Genomic DNA, 18,871 nt, shown 5'->3' with positions numbered 1-18,871 from the left:
TGGCGGCAACGCCAGACCTCGCGACAACCGATCACGCGATTACCGACCCCATGGATGCCGGCCTGCCCCGCAGTGCCCGCGTCCGTCAGCGGGCCGAGTTCGATCGTGTGTTCGCCGAGGGTCGACGCAACGCAGATCCCCTGATGAGCCTGCACTGGCTGCGCGGCGACAAGCCCGCACGCCTGGGGCTTGCCGTGTCGCGCAAAGTCGATCCGCGCGCCGTCGGTCGCAACCGCATCAAGCGCGTGCTTCGCGCTGAATTCCGCACGCTTCGCCTCCTGCTCGCCGATGGCGATTACGTGCTGGTGTTGCGCGCCGCCGCGCGTGAAAGCGACGGGAACGCCCTGCGCGTCGCCATGACTTCGCTCTTCCGCCGCGCGGGCGCGTTGCCGCCTCCGTCCGTGGGCGGCACAATGCCCGCCGCTTGCCTGCCGGGCGATCCGCCCCCATCCCCTTGATCTTTCGCGCGCTGCATTTGTTGCCGCGCGCGTCCTGCCGCCCGAGCCATTCCGAATGAATCAGACCCGCGTCTTCCTCCTCATCGCCTGGCTTCTGGTGGCGACGCTGCTCTGGATGGAGTGGAACAAGGAAAAGACGGCCGCGCTCCAGGCGCCGCCGGTGGCGACGCAAACCGCGTCGAGCAACGGCGCCGTTCCCGGTGCCGTGCCGAGCGCGCCGACGGCGGCCGCGGCCGGCGTTCCCGCAGCGCCCGTGCAGGCGGGCGTGCCGTCTTCGTCGACCACGAAGACCGCGCAGGCGGACAACGCCGTCGTCGTCACCACCGACACGCTGCGCATCACGCTGGACGGCGGCAGTGTGCGCAACGCCGAACTGTTGAAGTTCCCGAACGAAGCCAAGTCCAACGACACCGGCAACGTGGCGCTCTTCGATCCCACGCCCGCCGGCTTCTACGAAGCGCAGAGCGGTTGGGTCAGCAGCACGGGCGCTGCGCCCGACCATCTCGCCAACTTCCTCCCCGAAGGTGGCGCGCGCAAGGTGACGCTCGCCGCGGGGCAGGACTCGGTCGAGGTCCCCTTCATCTGGACCGGCGCGAACGGCGTGACCATCCGCCGCACCTACACGTTCCCGCGCGGCGGTTACGCGATCGGCGTGCGCGACGAAGTCGTCAACCAGGGCAGCGCGAACTGGCAGGGCTACGTCTATCGCCAGTTGGTGCGCAACCCGCCGCCGCAGAAGACCGGTTACACCAATCCCGAAGCGTTCGCGTTCCACGGCGCCGCCTGGTACACGCCGAACGACAAGTACGAGCGACGCAAGTACGACGACTTCGTCGACGACGGCACGCTCGACAAGGATGCGACCGGCGGCTGGATCGCGCTGCTGCAGCATTACTTCTTCGCCGCGTGGATCCCGGGCGAACAGGACAAGTCGACGTTCACGCTCAGCACCACGCAGGATGGCGGCGTCACGCGTTATGTCGCGCGTGCGTTCGGCCCCCGCGTCGACGTTGCGCCGGGCCAGAAGGCCGAGACGAATGCGCGCCTTTGGGTCGGTCCCAAGCTCGTGGCCGCGATCGAAGCGCAGAACGTGCCGGGCCTGACGCGCGCGGTGGACTTCTCGCGCTTCTCGATCATGGCCACGATCGCGGGCTGGCTGTTCGTCGTGCTCTCGGCGATCCACTCGGTCGTCGGTAACTGGGGCTGGTCGATCATCGGCCTGGTGATCCTGATCCGCTTGCTGCTGTATCCGATCGCCGCGAAGCAATTCCAGTCGATGGCGAAGATGCGCAAGCTGCAGCCGCGCATGCAGCAGCTGAAGGAACGCTACGGCGACGACCGCCAGAAGCTGCAGATGGCGACGATGGAGTTGTACAAGAAGGAGAAGGTCAATCCGGCCGCGGGCTGCTTGCCGCTGCTGATCCAGATGCCGATCTTCCTCGCGCTCTACTGGATGCTGTCGGAGTCGGTCGAACTGCGCCACGCACCGTGGGCGTTGTGGATCGACAACCTCTCCGCGCGCGATCCCTACTTCATCCTGCCGATCATCAACGTCGCGATCATGTGGGCCACCCAGCGCCTGACGCCGATGGCCGGCATGGAACCCACGCAGCAGAAGATGATGCAGCTCATGCCGCTGGTGATCGGCGTGACGATGATCTTCTTCCCCGCCGGCCTGGTGTTGTACTGGGTCACCAACGGCGCGCTCGGCCTGCTCCAGCAGTGGTCGATGCTCAAGCGCTACGGCGAAACGGAACCCGCGAAGGCGTGACCGCCGACGACACCGACACCATCGTCGCCATCGCCACCGCGCCCGGTGCCGGTGGCGTCGGGATGGTGCGGTTGTCGGGCCCACGTAGCCGGGCGATCGCGGAAACCTTGAGTGCTTGCGCACTCGTGCCGCGCCACGCGCATTACGTGCGCATCCGCGCGAACGATGAACTGCTCGACGACGGCATCGCCTTGTACTTCGCCGCGCCGGCGAGCTTCACCGGTGAACACGTCGTCGAACTGCAGGCGCACGGCAGCCCGGTCGTCCTGCAGAGCATCGTTGCTGCGTGCCGTGCGCTTGGTGCGCGCGACGCACGCCCCGGCGAATTCTCCGAACGCGCGTTTCTCAACGGCAAGCTTGATCTCGCGCAAGCCGAAGCCGTCGCCGACCTGATCGCCGCCGCCGACACGCGCGCCGCACGCGCCGCGCGCCGCGCACTCGATGGCGTGTTCTCCGAACGCGTCGATGCCGTCGCCACCGAACTGCTCCATCTGCGCGTGCATGTCGAAGCAGCGATCGACTTCGCCGACGAATCGCTCGACACGCTCGGCGGCGAACAAGTGCGCGCGGGCCTCGAACGCGCCGCCGCGCAAATCGCGCAACTGCTCACCGACGCCGAACGCGGCCGCAAGTTGCGCGATGGATTGCATGCGGTGATCGTCGGCCCGCCGAATGCCGGCAAGAGTTCGCTGCTCAACGCACTGGCCGGCAGCGACCGCGCGATCGTCACCGACATCGCCGGCACCACGCGCGATCTGTTGCATGAAACCGTCCGCCTCGACGGCGCCGAACTCACCCTCGTCGACACCGCGGGCCTGCGCGAAGGCGGCGACGCGATCGAGCGCGAAGGCATGCGCCGTGCGCGCGAGGAGTTGCGTCGCGCGGACCTGGCTATCGTCGTCCTCGATGCGCGCGACCCCGACGCGGGCCGCGCCGCCGTCGCCGACGCGATCGCCGATGTCCCGCAGCGCCTGTGGATCCACAACAAGGCCGACCTGCTCGACACCGCGATCGACAACGCCGACGACACCGTCCTGGTCTCTGCCCGCACGGGGCATGGCCTCGATGCGCTGCACGCGCGCCTGCGCCACCTCTCCGGCGCCGATGCCGCGGATGCCGCCGAAGGCACCTTCACCGCGCGCGCCCGCCACGTCGATGCCCTCGACCGCGCCTCGCTCCACGTGGACGCGGCCCGCGGCCAGCTCGCCCACGAAGCCCTCGACCTGGCCGCCGAATCCCTTCGCGCCGCCCACGACGCCCTCGGCGAGATCACCGGGCGCGTGGCGCCCGATGCCCTGCTCGGCCACATCTTCAGCAGCTTCTGCATCGGCAAATGAGGCCGATGGCCTGTTAAGCGTGCGATTTCCGTCACGGGACCTTGACAAAAGCCCGCCTCTGTCGCGTCCTTAGCACACGTGCCCGCCAGGGGGCACAACCAGGGGAGTGGTTCCGTTATGTACGCAAGTTCCAAGCCGCAGCCGCGCGTGACGCGGATGCATCTTTTCGTGCTGGTCGCGATGGGCGTCGCCCTCGCCGCCTGCAACAAGTCCGAGGGTCCCACGACCGCGGGCACCGCCACCACCGCCACCGCGGCCGCCGCCGCGAAGCCGGTCGTCGCCGTTTCCGAAGCCGTCGCCGCGATGAGCGCCGACCAGCTGCGTGAATCGGCCAGCGCCGCGCTCCGCGAACAGCGTCTGTACGCGCCGGCCGGCAACAACGCGATGGAGTACTACCTCGCGCTGCGCGACAAGGCCCCGAGCGATCCGGCGGTGGCCAGCGCGCTGACCGACCTGATGCCCTACGCGCTCATCGCGACCGAGCAGAGCATCCAGCGCGAAGACTTCGCCGAATCCCAGCGCCTCTACGCGCTGATGGAAAAGACCGACGCCACCGCGCCGGCCCTGCCGCGCCTGAAGCAGACCATCGCCCAGCAGCAGCAGGCCGTCGCCACGCGCGCCGAGCAGGACAAGGTCAAGACCGAGGAAGACGCCAAGCGCCAGGTCGAACTCGAGAAGACCCGCCTCGCCCAGCAGCAGGCCGCGCAGCAGCAGGCTGCCCAGCAGCTCGCCGCCCAGCAGGCCGCGCAAGCCGAAGCCGAGAAGAAGGCCGCCGCCGATCGCGAAGCCGCCGCCGCGCGTGAAGCGCAGCAGAAGGCAGCCGCCGCCAGCGCACCGGCACAGGCTCCGACGCAGACCGCGTCCGCCGCGGCCTCCGCCGGTGGCCTGCGCGCGCTGTCGACGCCGGCTCCGCGTTACCCCGCCGAAGCCGCGCGTCGCAACCAGAGCGGCGAAGTCCGCATGGAGATCACCGTCGGCACCGACGGCACGGTCACCGCCGCGCGCGTCGTCGACGCCAACCCGCCGCGCGTCTTCGATCGCGAAGCGCTGGCTGCGGTGAAGAAGTGGAAGTTCGCGCCGATCGATGCGCCGGTCACCACGACGCGCACGATCAACTTCCGCCCCGGCGGCTGATCGCGAACCATCGCTGCAAAAGAAAAAAGCCCGGCAATCGCCGGGCTTTTTTTTGCCTTGCTCCCTCCCCTGCAACTGCAGGGGAGGGCCGGGGTGGGGTTAGGCGGAGATGGCAAGTCTTTCCTGCTTGTATCGCTGCGTCGCCGCCAGCCACAACACCAGCGCCAGGCCGAAGCCCGCGACGAGATACACGACCCACTGCATCGGCTCCATCGTCTCTCCGCGCACCACCTTCATCAGCGCCTGGTTCTGCGCGAGGAACGGCACGGCGAACATCCACAACTGATTCTTCACCGGGCTCACCATCAACGCGATGGTCGGGATCATCGGCAGCAGCATCAGCACGCTCATGTAGCTCTGCGCTTCCTTCACGGATTTCGCGCCCGCCGCGATGAACGTCAGCAGCGACGTGCCGACGAACAACATCGGCACGAGGATCAGCAGCATCTTCGCAATCGCCGGCATGCTGACATCCATGTTGCGTCCGATGCCCGGCGAGAACGCCGCGCCGATCTTGAACGCGATGAGCGTCAGCAACAACGAAACACCGCCGACCAGGCACGCCGCGAGGATCTTGCCCGTGACCACCGCACCGCGATGCGCGGGCGTGGCGAGCAAGGGTTCGAGCGACTGCCGTTCGCGCTCGCCCGCGGTCGCATCGATGATCAGGTACGCACCACCGATGAACGCACTGAGGATCAGCAGATACGGCAAGAACGCCATCACCATGCCGCGCCGCGCTTCGGGCGTCGACAGATCCTTGTGCGCGACCGCGAGCGGTGCCGCGACACTCGGATTCATGCCGCGTGCAAGCAAACGCAACGCACCGACCTGCTGCCCGTACAACGTGAGCGCAGCTTCGATGCGACGCACGGGAATGTCCGAATCCTGGCGCGTGCTGTCGTGCACGATTTCCACCAGCGCCGGCGCGCCTTCGTGCCAATCCTTCTCGAAGTCATCGCCGATGCGTAGATACACGTCTTCGGCCTGCGAACGGATCGCCGTGTCGAGATCGCCATCGAACGCCTTGCGCCGGATGCCCTGGCCCGCGAGCCACTTCACCAGGTTGGGCGCGTGCTCCATGCCCACCATCGGGACATCGAGCGGCTTCTCGATCTGACTCTTCGCGCGCGATTCGGCGAGCGTCAGGATGCCGAGCATGATCGCCGGCGTGATCAGCGGACCGAGCACCAGCGCGAGCAACAACGTGCGTTTGTCGCGTACGAACTCACGCAGTTCCTTCACGAGGATGGTGCGGATCGAATGCATCGCTTTCATGCGTGCAGCCCCTCTTCCGATCCGATCAGTCGCACGAAGGCATCCTCCAGGTTCGACTCGTTGGTCTGCGCGCGCAGTTCATCCGCCGTGCCTTGCGCCACGACGCGCCCGTGCGCGATCACGACGACGCGATCGCACAGCGCGGCGACCTCCTGCATGATGTGGCTCGAGAAAATCACGCAGCGTCCTTCGCCGCGCAGTTGCCGCAGGAAGTCGCGCAACCCGCGCGTGGTCATGACGTCGAGCCCGTTGGTCGGCTCATCGAGGATGACGTTGCGCGGATCGTGCACGAGCGCCCGCGCGATCGCGGTCTTTGTGCGCTGGCCTTGCGAGAAGCCTTCGGTCTGGCGATCGAGGAAATCGTCCATCTGCAACGCCGTCGACAACGCGCGCGTGCGCGCTTCGATCGTCGCTGCATCCAGGCCGTGCAACTCGCCGAAGTAACGGATGTTCTCGCGCGCGGTGAGGCGCTTGTACACGCCACGCGCATCCGGCAACACACCGAGTGCGCGTCGCGCCGCTTCGGCATCGGCGGCGACATCCTCGCCATCGATCAGCACGCGCCCGCTTTCCGGACGCATCAGCGTGTAGAGCATGCGCAGCGTCGTGGTCTTGCCCGCGCCGTTGGGGCCGAGCAGGCCGGTGATTTCACCGTCGCGCGCTTCGAAGCCCACGTCGTCGACGGCGACGACCGGCGCCTTGTCCTTGCCCTTGCCGGGGAAGGTCTTGCGGAGATGTTCGGCGACGATCATTACGGCTCCCATCCATTGAACGTGGTGAACGGCGGCGTGTACGCGAGCGTGTCCAGGCACGTGGCGTCGAGCTTCTTCGCATCCGCCGTTTCGAGGAACTGCGCCCACAACTTCGGCATGCAGCCCACCGCGATGACGTTGTGGCCCTGGCCGCGCAACACGAGCGCACGACCGTTGCGCAAGGTCTTCAGCACTTGCGCGGCGTAGGACGGCGGCGTGACCGGATCGAGTTCGCCCGACAACAACAGCGCGGGCACGTCGGTCGACAAGGGCGTGTGGAAATCCTTCGGCATCTCGCCGCGCGGCCACACCGCACATTGCGCCTGCATCAGGTCGACGAGCGAGTTGCCGAGCAGCGAGGCGCCCATCGACGCATCGGCGTGCAGGCCCGCCGCATCCTCGGAACACACCACCGACAGCTGCATGCCGTAAGCCATCATGTCGGACATCGAACCGCCGAGCATCTTCGACAGCGACATCAGGTTTTCGTAACGGCCCTGGTCGGCTTCGTTCAACAGCAGCGGCAGGATGGACGCGGCGAGCGGCGCGTACGCATACATGCGCGCCAGGCCCGCGACGTGCGCAGGACGCAGGCGCTCTTCCTTCATCTCGCCCGTCGCCGCGTCGCGATACTTCACCAGCGGCGATTCGGCGCGCAGCTTGACCATCAGCGCATTGAGCCGCTCGCGCGGATCGCCGAGCGCCTTGGTGCAACCCGGTGTCTTCGCGCACTGGCCGAATTGCAGGTCGAGCGCGGATTCGAGATTGCGCGCGAAGTCGTTGCCCAGGTGGATCGCGTTCGGCGCGACCGAGTCGAGCACGATCGTGCGCGTGTGCTGCGGATGACGCATCGCGTATTGCTGCGCGACGCGCGTGCCGTAGGACACGCCCATCAGGTTGATTTTCTGCGCGCCAATCGCTTCACGCACCGCGTCGAGATCGCGCACCGCATCGGTCGTCGTGTAGAAGCGCAGGTCGGCCTTGCGCGCGAGTTGATCGCGGCACTTGATCGCCATCGCGCGCGAGGCTTCCGGCGATTCGTCGGCATCCGCCGCGCTCGCATCGACCGCATCGGGCGATGCCTTGTCTTCATCGTCGAACTTGCACTGCAACGGGTTGGACTTGCCCGTGCCGCGCTGGTCGACGAGGAGCATGTCGCGGTCCTTCCGCACGTCGCGGAACGACGGGATCAGGCCGGCGAAACTTTCCGTCGCCGATTGACCGGGGCCGCCGGCGATCAGGAACACCGGATCCGGATCGTGGTTGCCCGATTCGTCGGCGGGAATCCACGCGATGTTGAGCGCGATCTGGCGGCCCTTCGGTTCCGCGGGATTCTCCGGCACCGACAACGTGCCGCACTGCGCTTCCAGGCTTTGCGCGCCCATCGGCGGCGAGAGCGTGCACGGCTTGAAGGCGATGCGACCCAGCTTGCGTTCGGGCGCGGGTTCGGCGACGACCGGCTTGCGCGGTCCGTCGTGCTTGTCGGGCGCGCGCTGTTGCCATGCGCGGTAGCCGAAGAAGCCGGCCACCAGGGCCAGCGCGATCATGAATCGGGTCTTGCGTGACATCGGCGCGTTTCCCTCCGGTCGATGGGCATCCATGGTGACAGGACGCCGCCCGGGGCGGAACGTGACCGACGGCGATCGCCGTGAAGGTCGGCGCTACTTGCTGCTGACGTACTTCTCGCGGCGGATCTGCGGCACCGGCAGGCCGGCGGTCTTCAGCGCCTCGAAGCACGCATCGACCATGTTCGGGTTGCCGCACAGGTAGGCGATGTCGCTGGCCGCGTCGGGTGCGAATTCCTGCAGGAACTGCTGCACGTAACCGTGGCGCACGTCGGCATGCGCCTGCGGCGAACCGGCGGCCGGCAACTCGCGCGAGAAGCACGGCACGAAGCGGAAGTTGTCAGGATGCTTGTTGGCGAAGGCGCGGAACTCGTCGCCGTACAGCAGCTCCACCGGCGTGCGCGCGCCGAACAGCAGCACCACCTGGATGCCGCGCTGCGCGATCAGTTGTTCCAGCTGCGGCAGCATCGCGCGATACGGCGTGACGCCCGTGCCCGTGCCGATCAGCAGGTAACGCTGGTTGGCGTCGGCCGGCATCAGGCAGAAGCGACCATAGGGGCCGCTGGCGTCGACCGTGCCGCCGATGTCCAGGCCTTCGAACAAGGCCGTCGCCGCACCACCCGCCACGTAGCTGACCGCGATCTCCACCGTCTCGCCCGCGCCGATCGCGTGATCGTGGATCGTGGCCAGCGAGTAGCTGCGCTTGGTCCCCGTGCCGTCGGCGTAATGGAAGTGCACCTGGAGGAACTGGCCCGGGATGAAATCCAGGGCCTGCCCGTCCTCGCGGACGAAGGACAGGTGCGCGACCGTGGGCGCGATCATGCGGCGCGCGGTGAGCTTGAGCGGGAAGTGGATGATGGCCAAGGCGTGGGATTCTTTGTGCAACAGACCGTGGCGCCGGGCGCGACACGGGGCCGCCTATACTACCGGCTTCGCCGCGATTCCAGCGGTTCGGCCCCCTTTCCCCAAGCTCCCCGCGGCCTTCACGATGTCCCCCGACGCAACGCTCCAAGCCAACGCGCCCGCGCTCAGCGTCCGCGACCTTCGCAAGACCTACGACAACGGCGTGCAGGCGCTCAAGGGCGTGTCGCTCGACGTGCGCCCGGGCGATTTCTTCGCCCTGCTCGGCCCCAACGGCGCCGGCAAGTCCACGCTGATCGGCATCGTCAGCTCGCTGGTGAACAAGACCGGGGGCGAGGTCGAGGTCTTCGGCGTCGACATCGCGCGCAACCGCAGCGAAGCGATGCGCCTGATCGGCCTGGTGCCGCAGGAAATCAACTTCAACCTCTTCGAAAAACCCTTCGACATCCTGTGCAACTACGCAGGCTTCTACGGGGTGCCGCGCGAAGAGGCGATGGTGCGCGCCGAGGAAGAACTCAAGCGCGCGCACCTGTGGGAGAAAGCGCACGTCATGTCGCGCACGCTGTCGGGCGGCATGAAGCGCCGCCTGATGATTTCGCGCGCGATGATGGTGCGCCCGCGCCTGCTGATCCTCGACGAGCCCACCGCGGGCGTGGACATCGAGATCCGCCGCGGCATGTGGAAGACGCTGCGCGAGATCAACGCCTCGGGCACGACGATCATCCTCACCACGCACTACCTGGAAGAAGCCGAGAATCTCTGCCGCCATCTCGCGATCATCGACAAGGGCACGATCGTCCAGCAGGGCCCGATGAAAGCGCTGCTCGCAAAGCTCGATGTCGAAGGCTTCCTGCTCGACATCGAAGGCAGCGTGCCGGGCGGGCTGCCCCAGATCGAGGGCACCTCGCTGGAACGCGTGGACGACCACACGATCGATCTCGAAATGCCGCGCGCGATGGACCTCAACCGCGTCTTCGCCGCGCTGAACGATGCCGGCATCCGCGTGCGTTCGATGCGCACCAAATCCAACCGCCTGGAAGAACTGTTCGTGCGCATGACGTCGAAGGACACCCCGTGAATACGACCGTCGCCACGCCGCAGGTCGCTTCCAACGCACGCCGCAACTGGGTCGCGCTGGGCACCATCGTCCGCCGCGAAGTCACGCGCATCCTGCGCATCTGGGCGCAGACCCTCGTGCCGCCCGCGATCACGATGACGCTGTACTTCCTGATCTTCGGCGGCCTGATCGGTTCGCGCGTGGGCCCGATGGATGGCCTGAAGTACATGGACTTCATCGTGCCGGGCCTGGTCATGATGAGCGTGATCCAGAACAGCTACGGCAACATCTCCTCGTCGTTCTTCGGCGCGAAGTTCGGCCGCCACGTCGAAGAATTGCTCGTCAGCCCGATGCCCGGCTACGTGATCCTCGGCGGCTACGTCGCCGGCGCGGTGCTGCGTGGTTTGATGGTCGGCGTGATCGTGCTCTGCATCTCGATGTTCTTCACGCCCGTGCGCATGCACCATCCCTTCATCACGCTCACGACCGTGCTGCTCGGCGCGACGATCTTCTCGCTCGCCGGGTTCGTCAACGCGGTGTATGCGAAGAAGTTCGACGACATCGCGATCGTGCCCACCTTCATCCTCACCCCGCTCACGTACCTGGGCGGCGTGTTCTATTCGGTGAAGTTGCTGCCCGGCTGGGCCGAGACGGCCACGCACCTCAACCCGATCTTCTACATGGTCAACGCATTCCGCTACGGCCTGCTCGGCGTCAGCGACGTGTCGATGTGGGTGGCCTACGCGTTGATGCTCGGCTTCGTGGTCGTGCTCGCGGCGATCGGGCTGTTGTTGCTCAAGCGCGGCGTTGGCTTGCGGAGCTAGGCCGGCAACCGGAAGAACGTGTTCGCCGCCGCAGTCGTGGCAGCCGCGACATCCGACACCGCTTCACCGCGATCGCGCGCGAGTTCCTCCACGATGTGCGCGAGGTACATCGGCTCGTTGCGCCGATGCGAAGGCTGCGGTTTCACCGTGCGCGGCAGCAGGTAAGGCGCGTCGGTTTCGATCATCAGCCGGTTCGCGGGAATGTGCTTCACCAACTCGCGCAGGTGCAGGCCGCGGCGTTCGTCGCACAGCCAGCCGGTGATGCCGACGTACCAATCCTGGTCGAGGTAATCGAACAACTCCTCGCGCGTGCCCGTGAAGCAATGCACCACCGACGGTCCGAGCTTGCCGTCGAACTGCTTCATGATCGCCATGAAGTCCGCATGCGCGTCGCGCTGGTGCAGGAACACCGGCTTGCCGGTATCGGCGGCGATCTGCAGCTGCATTTCGAACGCGCGCCGTTGCGCCGGGCGCGGCGAGAAATCGCGGAAGTAATCCAGCCCGCACTCACCGACGGCCACCACTTCGGGCAACGCCTGCAGCGCGCGCATTTCCGCATCGCACTCGGCCGTGTACTCGGTCGCGTGATGCGGATGCACGCCGGCGGTGGCGAACAACTCGCCCGGATGCGCGCGCGCCAGGTCGGCCGCCATGGGCGAATGCGCGCGGCTCGCGCCGGTGACGATCATGCGGCCGATGCCGGCGTCGCGTGCGCGTTGCAGCACGGCGTCGCGGTCGTGGTCGAAGCTGTCGTGGGTGAGGTTGGCGCCGATGTCGATGAGCATGGGCGGCAGTTTACCGGGCCGGCACCGTAGACTTCGCGCGTGCGCGCCGCCGACTTCCCCATCGCCCCGTTGCTGCCGGAGCTCCGCGCGAGCCTCGCGGTGCATCCGCGCCTCGTGCTCGAAGCGCCGCCTGGCGCCGGCAAGACCACGCAGGTGCCGCTGGCCTTGCTCGACGAAGCCTGGCTCGGCGGCCGCAAGATCGTGATGCTCGAACCGCGCCGCGTGGCCGCGCGCGCCGCCGCCGGGTTCATGGCGAAGCAGTTGGGCGAAGCGCCAGGCGAAACGGTCGGCTACCGCATCCGCTTCGAGAGCAGGATTTCGGCGCGAACGCGCGTGGAGGTCGTCACCGAAGGCATCCTCACGCGCATGTTGCAGGACGATCCGATGCTCGAAGGCGTCGGCGCCTTGCTGTTCGACGAATTCCACGAACGCCACCTCGCCGGCGACCTCGGCCTCGCGCTCGCGCTCGACGTGCAGTCGGGGCTTCGCGAAGACCTGCGCATCGTCGTGATGTCGGCGACGCTCGACGGCGAAAGGCTCGCGCGTTTCCTCGATGCGCCGCGCCTCACGAGCGCGGGCCGCGCGTACGCCGTCGACATCGCGCACTTCCCCGCGCGCCGCGACGAAGCGTTGGTGCCGCAAACGCGCCGCGCGATCGAACACGCCGTCGCACAGCATCCCGGCGATGTCCTCGTGTTCCTGCCAGGCCAGCGCGAGATCGCGCAAGTCGACGCAGCGATCGCGGGAAGCGACGCACTGCGCGACATCGAGGTCCTCGCGCTGCACGGCGAACTGCCCGTCGAACAACAGGCGCGCGTACTCGCGCCGGGCGAACGCCGCCGCATCGTGTTGTCCACCAACGTCGCCGAATCCAGCGTCACGCTGCCCGGCGTGCGCATCGTGATCGACAGCGGCCTGGCGCGCGAGCCACGTTACGACCCCAACTCGGGCTTCGCGCGCCTGGACATCGTGTCGATCGCGCAAGCCTCCGCCGACCAGCGCGCGGGCCGCGCAGGCCGTGTCGCGGAAGGTTGGACGTATCGCCTGTGGCAGCAGTCGCAGCGCCTCGAACCGCAGCGTCGCCCCGAAATTGCGCAGGTCGAACTCGCATCGCTCGCGCTCGAACTCGCGGCCTGGGGCAGCGACGCGTTGTCGTTCGTCGATGCGCCGCCGGCCGGCGCGCTCGGCGCCGCACGCGATCTGTTGCGGCGCCTGGGCGCGCTCGATGGCGATGCGATCACGCCACTGGGTCGCCGCATGCTCGCGCTTGGCACGCATCCGCGCCTGGCCGCGATGCTGCTCGCGCCGACGCGCGATGAAGACCGCGCGCTCGCCTGCGATCTCGCCGCATTGATCGAAGCGCGCGATCCATTGCGTTCGCGCAGCGATGCCCTCGCCGAACGCTGGCGCGCGTTGGCCGCGTTCCGCAGCGGCCACGACCCGGGCGGCAGCCGTGCAGGATTCGCTGCCCTCGACGCCGCCGCGAAACAATGGCGACGACGCTTGAAAGTCGACGCACAATCCCCGCGTTCGATCGACGCACATCGCCTCGGCGACCTGCTCGCGCACGCCTACCCCGATCGCATCGCGCACCAACATCCGACACAACCGCGTCGCTATCAGCTCGCGAACGGCCGCATGGCGACCCTATTCGACGACAGCGCTCTGTTCGGCGAACCGTGGCTCGTCGCAAGCGAATTGCGTTACGAGGCGAAGGACGCGCTGCTGCTGCGCGCTGCACCGGTCGACGAAGCTGCATTGCGCCGCGACTTCCCCAAGCGTTTCGTCGAAGAAGACACCGTGCGTTGGGACGCTGCACGACGCGCGCTCGTCGCGCAGCGCGAACGCCGCTTCGACGGCATCGTGCTCGAATCCAAACCGGCCGGCCGCGTCGATCCCGCGCAAGCCGCGCGCGCCCTCACCGATGCCGTACGCGATCTCGGGCTGGATGCGCTGCCGTGGAGCGAGACTCTGCAACAGTGGCGCGCGCGCGTCCGCGCGTTGCGCGAATGGGCGCCGGACGAAGGCTTCCCCGATCTGTCCGACGCAGCCCTGCTCGACACGCTCGACACCTGGTTGCGCCCCGCATTCGAAGGCAAGACGCGCCTGGATGCACTCGACGCCGCCGAGCTTTCCAACGCATTGCACGAAACGGTCGACTGGAACCTGCGCCGCCGCATCGATGCACTCGCTCCGACGCGCATCGTCGTTCCTTCGGGCATGGAGCGCCGCATCGATTACGAAGTCGACGACCACGACGGCGTGCGCCCGCCCGTGCTCGCGGTGAAGCTGCAGGAACTGTTCGGCCTGGCCGATACGCCGCGCATCGTCGAAGGCCGCGTGCCGCTGACCTTGCACCTCCTCTCCCCCGGCGGCCGCCCGCTGCAGGTCACGCAGGACCTCAAGGGCTTCTGGGAACGCACCTACCCCGAAGTGCGCAAGGAAATGAAGGGCCGCTATCCGCGCCATCCGTGGCCCGACGATCCGTGGTCGGCGACGGCGACGCATCGCGCCAAACCGCGCGGCACCTGAACGCCCTCGCCGCGATCACATACGCTCAACGCCGCCAGCCTGAGACTGCCGAGCCAACGATCCATCCCACGGGAGCCTGCACGATGAACACCAAGCTGATCGCTTTGCCCGAACGCGCGATGGACCTCGCCGGCAAATGGGGCGGCGACGTGATGGAGCTCGTGCCCCGCGCGGGCCAATGGCTGGATGCCGGCGTCAAGATCGGCGCGGTGAAGACCGGCGGAAAGGTCGCGATGAAGTTCGTGCGCAAATATCCGGTGGTCGCGGTCGCCACCGTCGTCGGTGCAGGCGCGCTCTGGTATCTGGCGCGCAGGAAGGCGAAGCAAGCGCAGAACGGCGATGGCCGCGATGCGATCGAAGGCAGCGCGCGCCGCGTGCCGGCCAAGCGTGCATCGGCCACCAAGCGCCCCGCGCGCAAGACCACGCGCGCAACGACGACCGCTTCGGAATAAGCGTCAGTCGATGACGAGTGCGGCGGGCAGTTCGATCACGAACACCGCCCCGCCGCCCTCGCGATCTTCGTACCAGAGATCGCCGCCGGCATTGACGATGATCTGCCGCGCGAGCGACAACCCCAGGCCGCTCGACAAACCGTCTTCGCGTCCGCTCAGTCGCATGAAAGGCTTGAACAGATCGCGACGCTTGTCCTGCGGTACGCCGGCGCCGCGATCGAGCACGCGCAACTGCCAGTAGCCGGCGTTGCTCGAACGCGCGACTTCCAGCGCGAGTTCATTGCCCTCGGCGGCGTACTTCATCGCGTTGGTGATCAGGTTTTCCGCCACCTGGCGCAACACGCGGCGATCGATCGCAACGGTGCCGCAGGGGTCGGGCACCATCAGGCGCAGGTGCATGCCGCGGCTTTCGAGTTGCAATTCGTAGCGCTGCGCCAACCACTCGAGGGTTTCCTGCAACGCCGCCGGATGCGTGTGCGCTTCGCCACCGCCCGCGGCCGCGATGCGTTCCTGGCCTTCGAGGTAACGGCGGATGTAACCGATCGCGTCGTGCGCGCTTTCGTGGATCATCTGCAGGTAGCGCGGAATGCGCTCGGGGCGGCAGCCGTCCTGCATGAGGATGTCGCTCGCGAACAACACGCTGCTCAGCGGATTCTTCAAATCGTGCGCGACGAGGTTCACCAGTTCCTGGCGCTCGCGCGCAACACGCTCGAGGCGGTCGCGCGCCTGCTTCAGCGCGACGTGCGCACCGACGCGTGCAAGCAACTCTTCGGGAATGAAAGGCTTGGTGACGTAGTCGACCGCGCCGCTGTCGAAGGCGCGCAGCAACAACTCGCGATCCTGCGCGGCGGTGAGGAAGATCACCGGCATGTCCTGCAGCGAGGGGTGGTGCCGCATCTCGCCCAGCAACTGGAAGCCGTCCATCCCCGGCATGAGCATGTCGAGGAGCAACAGGTCGGGCGTGGCCGCGAGCGCCTGCTCGAGCGCCTCGGCGCCCGTGCCTGCGGGGACCACGTCGTAACCGTTGCGCGACAGCAGGGTGCTGACGACACGCAGGTTCGCCGGCTGGTCGTCGACGACCAGAATCCGGCCGGCGGTTGTGGTGGACGACTCGGGCATGCGGTTCCTTCAACCAGGTTCGTGCCGAGATCCATCTCGTTGCGGAACCTGAACGGGAGAGGGACGGTATCAGAAAGACTGAGCAGTAGCTCCCGAAAGCGCACTATGTGGCTGAACAATTCAGCCCGCAAGAATTTGCCAGGCACCCGGCTCGAGGCCTTCAACCCGATGCGCGCCGATCCCCGCTCTGATCAGACGCAACGTGGGAAGGCCTACGGCGGCGGTCATTCGCCGCACCTGGCGATTGCGGCCCTCGGTGATCGACAGCTCGATCCAGGCGTCGGGCACCGTCTTTCGGAACCGCACGGGCGGGTCGCGGGGCCAGATCGGGGGCGGCGCGATGGCTTGCGCCAGCGCCGGGAGCGTCATGCCGTCGTTCAAGAGGACGCCCGCGCGCAACCGCGCGAGCGCTTCCTCGGTCGGCTGGCCTTCGACCTGCACCCAGTAGGTCTTGGCCTGCTTGTGCCGCGGGTCGCTGAGGCGATGCGCGAGCGGGCCGTCGTCGGTCAGCAACAACAGCCCTTCGGAGTCGGCGTCGAGCCGGCCCGCCGCGTAGACATCCGGCGGCAGGCCGAAGCCGGCCAACGTCGGCCGCGGCGGCACGCTGCGATCGGTGAATTGCGACAAGACCCCGAAGGGCTTGTTGAACGCGATCAATGTCATACCGATAAGAGCAGTTCGACGCGGCCGATCGGAATCAACCCGCGGGCTTCTTGAAGCGCAACGTCATGCGATCGCTTTCGCCGATCGCCTGGTACTTCGCGTCGTCCGCCTTGTCGTGCTGGTTGCTGGGCGGCAGCGTCCACACGCCGTTCGGGTGGTCGGTCGTGTCCTTCGCGTTCGCATTGACCTCGCTTTCGCCGTCGAGCACGAAGCCCGCGTCCGTCGCGTACTTCTTCACCAATGCCTCGGTGAGGTAGCCGCTCTTGATCTGCGTGGGCAGGTCGGTGCCCGCCTTCGCGCGATGGTCGACGAAGCCCAGCGTGCCGCCCGGCTTGAGCACGGCGAAGAACGCATTGAAGTAGTCCTGGGCGTTGCCGTCTTCCACCCAGTTGTGGGCGTTGCGGAAGGTCAGCACGACGTCGGCCGAGTTGGGCGGGCCGAAGTCGGGCTTCTTCGCATCGAAGATGCGCACTTCGGTCTTGCCGTAGACGTCGGCGTTGCCGGCGATCTTTTCGCGCAACTGCTTGTTGAGGTTGTACCGATAGTTCGGCTGGCCGGTGATCTTGTCGTCCCACACCGCGGCGACGTAGTGGCCGCTGTCGCGCAGATAGGGCGCGAGCAGTTCGGTGTACCAGCCGCCGCCGGGCGTGATTTCGATGACCGTCTGGTCGGGCTTGAGCAGGAAGAAGGACAGCGTTTCCTTCGGGTGGCGGTATTGATCGCGCGCGACCCACTTCGGCGTGCGCCAATCGCCGGCGAGCACGGTGTCGAGCGCCGCGCCGGTCGCGTTGCTGACCATCGAGGACGATGCGCTGGCAGACGCGCTGGCCGAAGCCGAGCCACTGTCGGCGGATGCGCTGGCCGCGGCTGCGTCGGCCGTCGCCGCGGCGTTGTCGCCACTCGGGTCGGTCGACACGCACGCAGCGAGCAGGGACAGCGTCAGGCAGGCAACCAGGGGACGAACGGCGAGCTTGCGATCCATCGGGGCGACTCCGTCGAAGGGGGCGTCAGGGTAACGCCGCCCGCCTCACGTTTGCGCGGCGGCGGTCTGGGCGGAGGTGTACTGCGCCGCTTCGTCGAGCACCCAATCGCGGAACTGCGCCAGCCCGCCATGCGAGCGCGAACGCGGCGGGAAGACGAGGTAATGGCTGAAGTCGGCCTTGAGCCGCTCGTCGAACAACTGCGTCAGGCGACCGGCGTCGATCAGCGGCCAGGCCAGCGTCAGCCGCCCGAGCACGATGCCCATGCCTTCGACCGCCGCGCGGTGCAGCGTTTCGGAGTCGTCGAAGTTCGCCACGTAGCGCTTGGGCGCCTGCCCGCCGAAGCGCTTGAACCATTCGGTCCAGCGCCCGCCAGGCGCGCCGAGCAAGGGGAATTCGCCGAGCGTTTCGAGTGTCGGGCACCCGAGGCGTTCGATCAGCGCCGGGCTCGCCATCGGCGTGAGCCAATCGTCGAACAGGTGCACCGCTTCCAGCCCCGGCCAATGCCCGGGGCCGTAGCGCAGGCCGGCATCGAGTTCGGCGTCGCGTTCGAAGTCGACGACGTTGATCGTCGACTGCAGGTGGATCTCCAGTTGCGGATGCGCGGCGACGAAGCGCGGCAAGCGCGGCACGAGCCAGCTGGTCGCGAAGGACGGCATCAGCGTCAGCGTCAGCACATCGTCGCGCCGCATGCCGAAGGGGCGCAATGCGAGTTCGATCGCATCCAGGTGATCGGCGACGCGATCGAACAATCGCTGGCCGTCGATCGTCAGCGTCACCCCGCGCGGATTGCGCACGAACAACTGCTGCCCGAGCCGATCCTCCAGCCCGCGGATCTGGTGGCTCAGCGCGCTGATGGTGAGGTGCATCGACTCGGCCGCCCGCGACAGATTGCGCAGGCGGGCGGTGGCGACGAAGCCCTGGAGGGCGTGTAGCGGCGGCTTGCTCACGGTGGCTCCGACTTGAATGAAATCGAAGGCAAGCTCTCGGAACTTGCGATTTTCAGGGCCCGAGCATGCGCCTATCTTTCATTTCACTCAATAACGGAGCACGCCCATGCGTACCGAGACCACCCGTCTGTACAAGGATCTGCTGTCGCTGCAGGGCCATCTGGTGGATGGCCGCATCGAGGACGAGGCCACCGGCCAGACGCCGGCTCCGCGTCCGAACAAGGAGCAGCGTTCGAGCTGGTTCGATTCGTTCCTGCTGCTGGGCGGACACGACCCGATCGACCCGCACCAGGCGAACGACGCGATCGTTTCGCCCGAGAAGATCGGGATCGCGCACTGCTGATCCTGCAACG

At 67.4% G+C, this 18,871-nt stretch carries 18 protein-coding genes; 9 read left to right on the top strand and 9 right to left on the bottom strand.

The window, feature by feature from the left end:
* Positions 1-50 precede the first annotated feature (50 nt).
* The 4 genes from rnpA to GN331_RS03060 all read left to right on the top strand — a co-directional run bounded on the left by rnpA (position 51) and on the right by GN331_RS03060 (position 4,700).
* Positions 51-458, top strand: coding sequence for a ribonuclease P protein component (gene rnpA, locus GN331_RS03075; RefSeq protein ID WP_156640206.1), 408 nt, complete (start codon positions 51-53; stop codon positions 456-458).
* Between the two features lie 55 nt (positions 459-513).
* Positions 514-2,229: a membrane protein insertase YidC gene (gene yidC, locus GN331_RS03070; RefSeq protein WP_156640204.1), complete on the top strand. Its 1,716-nt coding sequence runs from the start codon at positions 514-516 to the stop codon at positions 2,227-2,229.
* Positions 2,226-3,566 (top strand): tRNA uridine-5-carboxymethylaminomethyl(34) synthesis GTPase MnmE, encoded by a 1,341-nt coding sequence (gene mnmE / locus GN331_RS03065; RefSeq protein WP_331713345.1) that lies wholly within the window; start codon positions 2,226-2,228, stop codon positions 3,564-3,566. Before yidC ends, mnmE begins: the two co-directional genes overlap by 4 nt.
* A 117-nt stretch (positions 3,567-3,683) precedes the next feature.
* A complete protein-coding gene (locus GN331_RS03060; protein ID WP_231734318.1) occupies positions 3,684-4,700 on the top strand; it encodes an energy transducer TonB in 1,017 nt (338 codons plus the stop codon).
* Between the two features lie 99 nt (positions 4,701-4,799).
* Here the strand turns inward: GN331_RS03060 and GN331_RS03055 are convergent, their stop codons facing one another.
* From GN331_RS03055 to GN331_RS03040, 4 genes are all read right to left on the bottom strand, one after another.
* Positions 4,800-5,978, bottom strand: a complete 1,179-nt coding sequence (locus GN331_RS03055) for an ABC transporter permease (protein ID WP_156640202.1) — start codon at positions 5,976-5,978, stop codon at positions 4,800-4,802.
* The gene (locus GN331_RS03050) at positions 5,975-6,730 is read right to left on the bottom strand and encodes an ABC transporter ATP-binding protein (protein ID WP_156640200.1); all 756 of its coding nucleotides are present in this window, start codon (positions 6,728-6,730) and stop codon (positions 5,975-5,977) included. The genes GN331_RS03055 and GN331_RS03050 overlap by 4 nt, the downstream gene beginning before the upstream one ends.
* The gene (locus GN331_RS03045; protein WP_231734317.1) at positions 6,730-8,298 is read right to left on the bottom strand and encodes an alpha/beta hydrolase; all 1,569 of its coding nucleotides are present in this window, start codon (positions 8,296-8,298) and stop codon (positions 6,730-6,732) included. Before GN331_RS03045 ends, GN331_RS03050 begins: the two co-directional genes overlap by 1 nt.
* 93 nt (positions 8,299-8,391) lie before the next feature.
* Positions 8,392-9,159: a ferredoxin--NADP reductase gene (locus GN331_RS03040; protein WP_269448185.1), complete on the bottom strand. Its 768-nt coding sequence runs from the start codon at positions 9,157-9,159 to the stop codon at positions 8,392-8,394.
* Between the two features lie 124 nt (positions 9,160-9,283).
* Here GN331_RS03040 and GN331_RS03035 point away from each other — a divergent pair, with 124 nt between their 5' ends.
* Together GN331_RS03035 and GN331_RS03030 are read left to right on the top strand one after the other, a co-directional pair.
* A complete protein-coding gene (locus GN331_RS03035; protein WP_156640198.1) occupies positions 9,284-10,234 on the top strand; it encodes an ABC transporter ATP-binding protein in 951 nt (316 codons plus the stop codon).
* Positions 10,231-11,037 carry an ABC transporter permease gene (locus GN331_RS03030; RefSeq protein WP_331713344.1) on the top strand — a complete coding sequence of 269 codons (807 nt, stop codon included), beginning with the start codon at positions 10,231-10,233 and terminating at the stop codon, positions 11,035-11,037. Before GN331_RS03035 ends, GN331_RS03030 begins: the two co-directional genes overlap by 4 nt.
* Here the strand turns inward: GN331_RS03030 and GN331_RS03025 are convergent.
* Complete coding sequence (locus GN331_RS03025) at positions 11,034-11,822, bottom strand: TatD family hydrolase (protein WP_156640196.1); 789 nt, start codon at positions 11,820-11,822, stop codon at positions 11,034-11,036. The two genes, GN331_RS03030 and GN331_RS03025, sit on opposite strands and share 4 nt — an antisense overlap.
* A 39-nt stretch (positions 11,823-11,861) precedes the next feature.
* Here GN331_RS03025 and hrpB point away from each other — a divergent pair, with 39 nt between their 5' ends.
* Both hrpB and GN331_RS03015 read left to right on the top strand, forming a co-directional pair.
* The gene (gene hrpB / locus GN331_RS03020) at positions 11,862-14,354 is read left to right on the top strand and encodes an ATP-dependent helicase HrpB (protein ID WP_331713343.1); all 2,493 of its coding nucleotides are present in this window, start codon (positions 11,862-11,864) and stop codon (positions 14,352-14,354) included.
* Between the two features lie 83 nt (positions 14,355-14,437).
* A complete protein-coding gene (locus GN331_RS03015; RefSeq protein WP_156640194.1) occupies positions 14,438-14,806 on the top strand; it encodes a hypothetical protein in 369 nt (122 codons plus the stop codon).
* A 3-nt stretch (positions 14,807-14,809) separates the two neighbouring features.
* On the opposite strand, the gene GN331_RS03010 is transcribed toward GN331_RS03015, so the two are convergent.
* The 4 genes from GN331_RS03010 to GN331_RS02995 form a co-directional block, all read right to left on the bottom strand.
* A complete protein-coding gene (locus GN331_RS03010; protein WP_156640192.1) occupies positions 14,810-15,925 on the bottom strand; it encodes a hybrid sensor histidine kinase/response regulator in 1,116 nt (371 codons plus the stop codon).
* Between the two features lie 120 nt (positions 15,926-16,045).
* Positions 16,046-16,588: a pseudouridine synthase gene (locus GN331_RS03005; RefSeq protein WP_156640191.1), complete on the bottom strand. Its 543-nt coding sequence runs from the start codon at positions 16,586-16,588 to the stop codon at positions 16,046-16,048.
* 34 nt (positions 16,589-16,622) lie between these two features.
* Positions 16,623-17,387, bottom strand: a complete 765-nt coding sequence (locus GN331_RS03000; protein ID WP_156641208.1) for a class I SAM-dependent methyltransferase — start codon at positions 17,385-17,387, stop codon at positions 16,623-16,625.
* Between the two features lie 228 nt (positions 17,388-17,615).
* A complete protein-coding gene (locus GN331_RS02995; RefSeq protein WP_331713342.1) occupies positions 17,616-18,518 on the bottom strand; it encodes a LysR substrate-binding domain-containing protein in 903 nt (300 codons plus the stop codon).
* A 106-nt stretch (positions 18,519-18,624) separates the two neighbouring features.
* On the opposite strand from GN331_RS02995, the gene GN331_RS02990 reads away from it, so the two are divergent.
* On the top strand, positions 18,625-18,861 hold the full coding sequence (locus GN331_RS02990) for a hypothetical protein (protein WP_156640190.1): 237 nt from the start codon (positions 18,625-18,627) through the stop codon (positions 18,859-18,861).
* Positions 18,862-18,871 lie beyond the last annotated feature (10 nt).

The sequence above is a fragment of the Noviluteimonas gilva genome, assembly GCF_009740395.1.
GTDB lineage: Bacteria > Pseudomonadota > Gammaproteobacteria > Xanthomonadales > Xanthomonadaceae > Noviluteimonas > Noviluteimonas gilva.
This window is presented reverse-complemented; position numbering and strand designations above follow the sequence as displayed.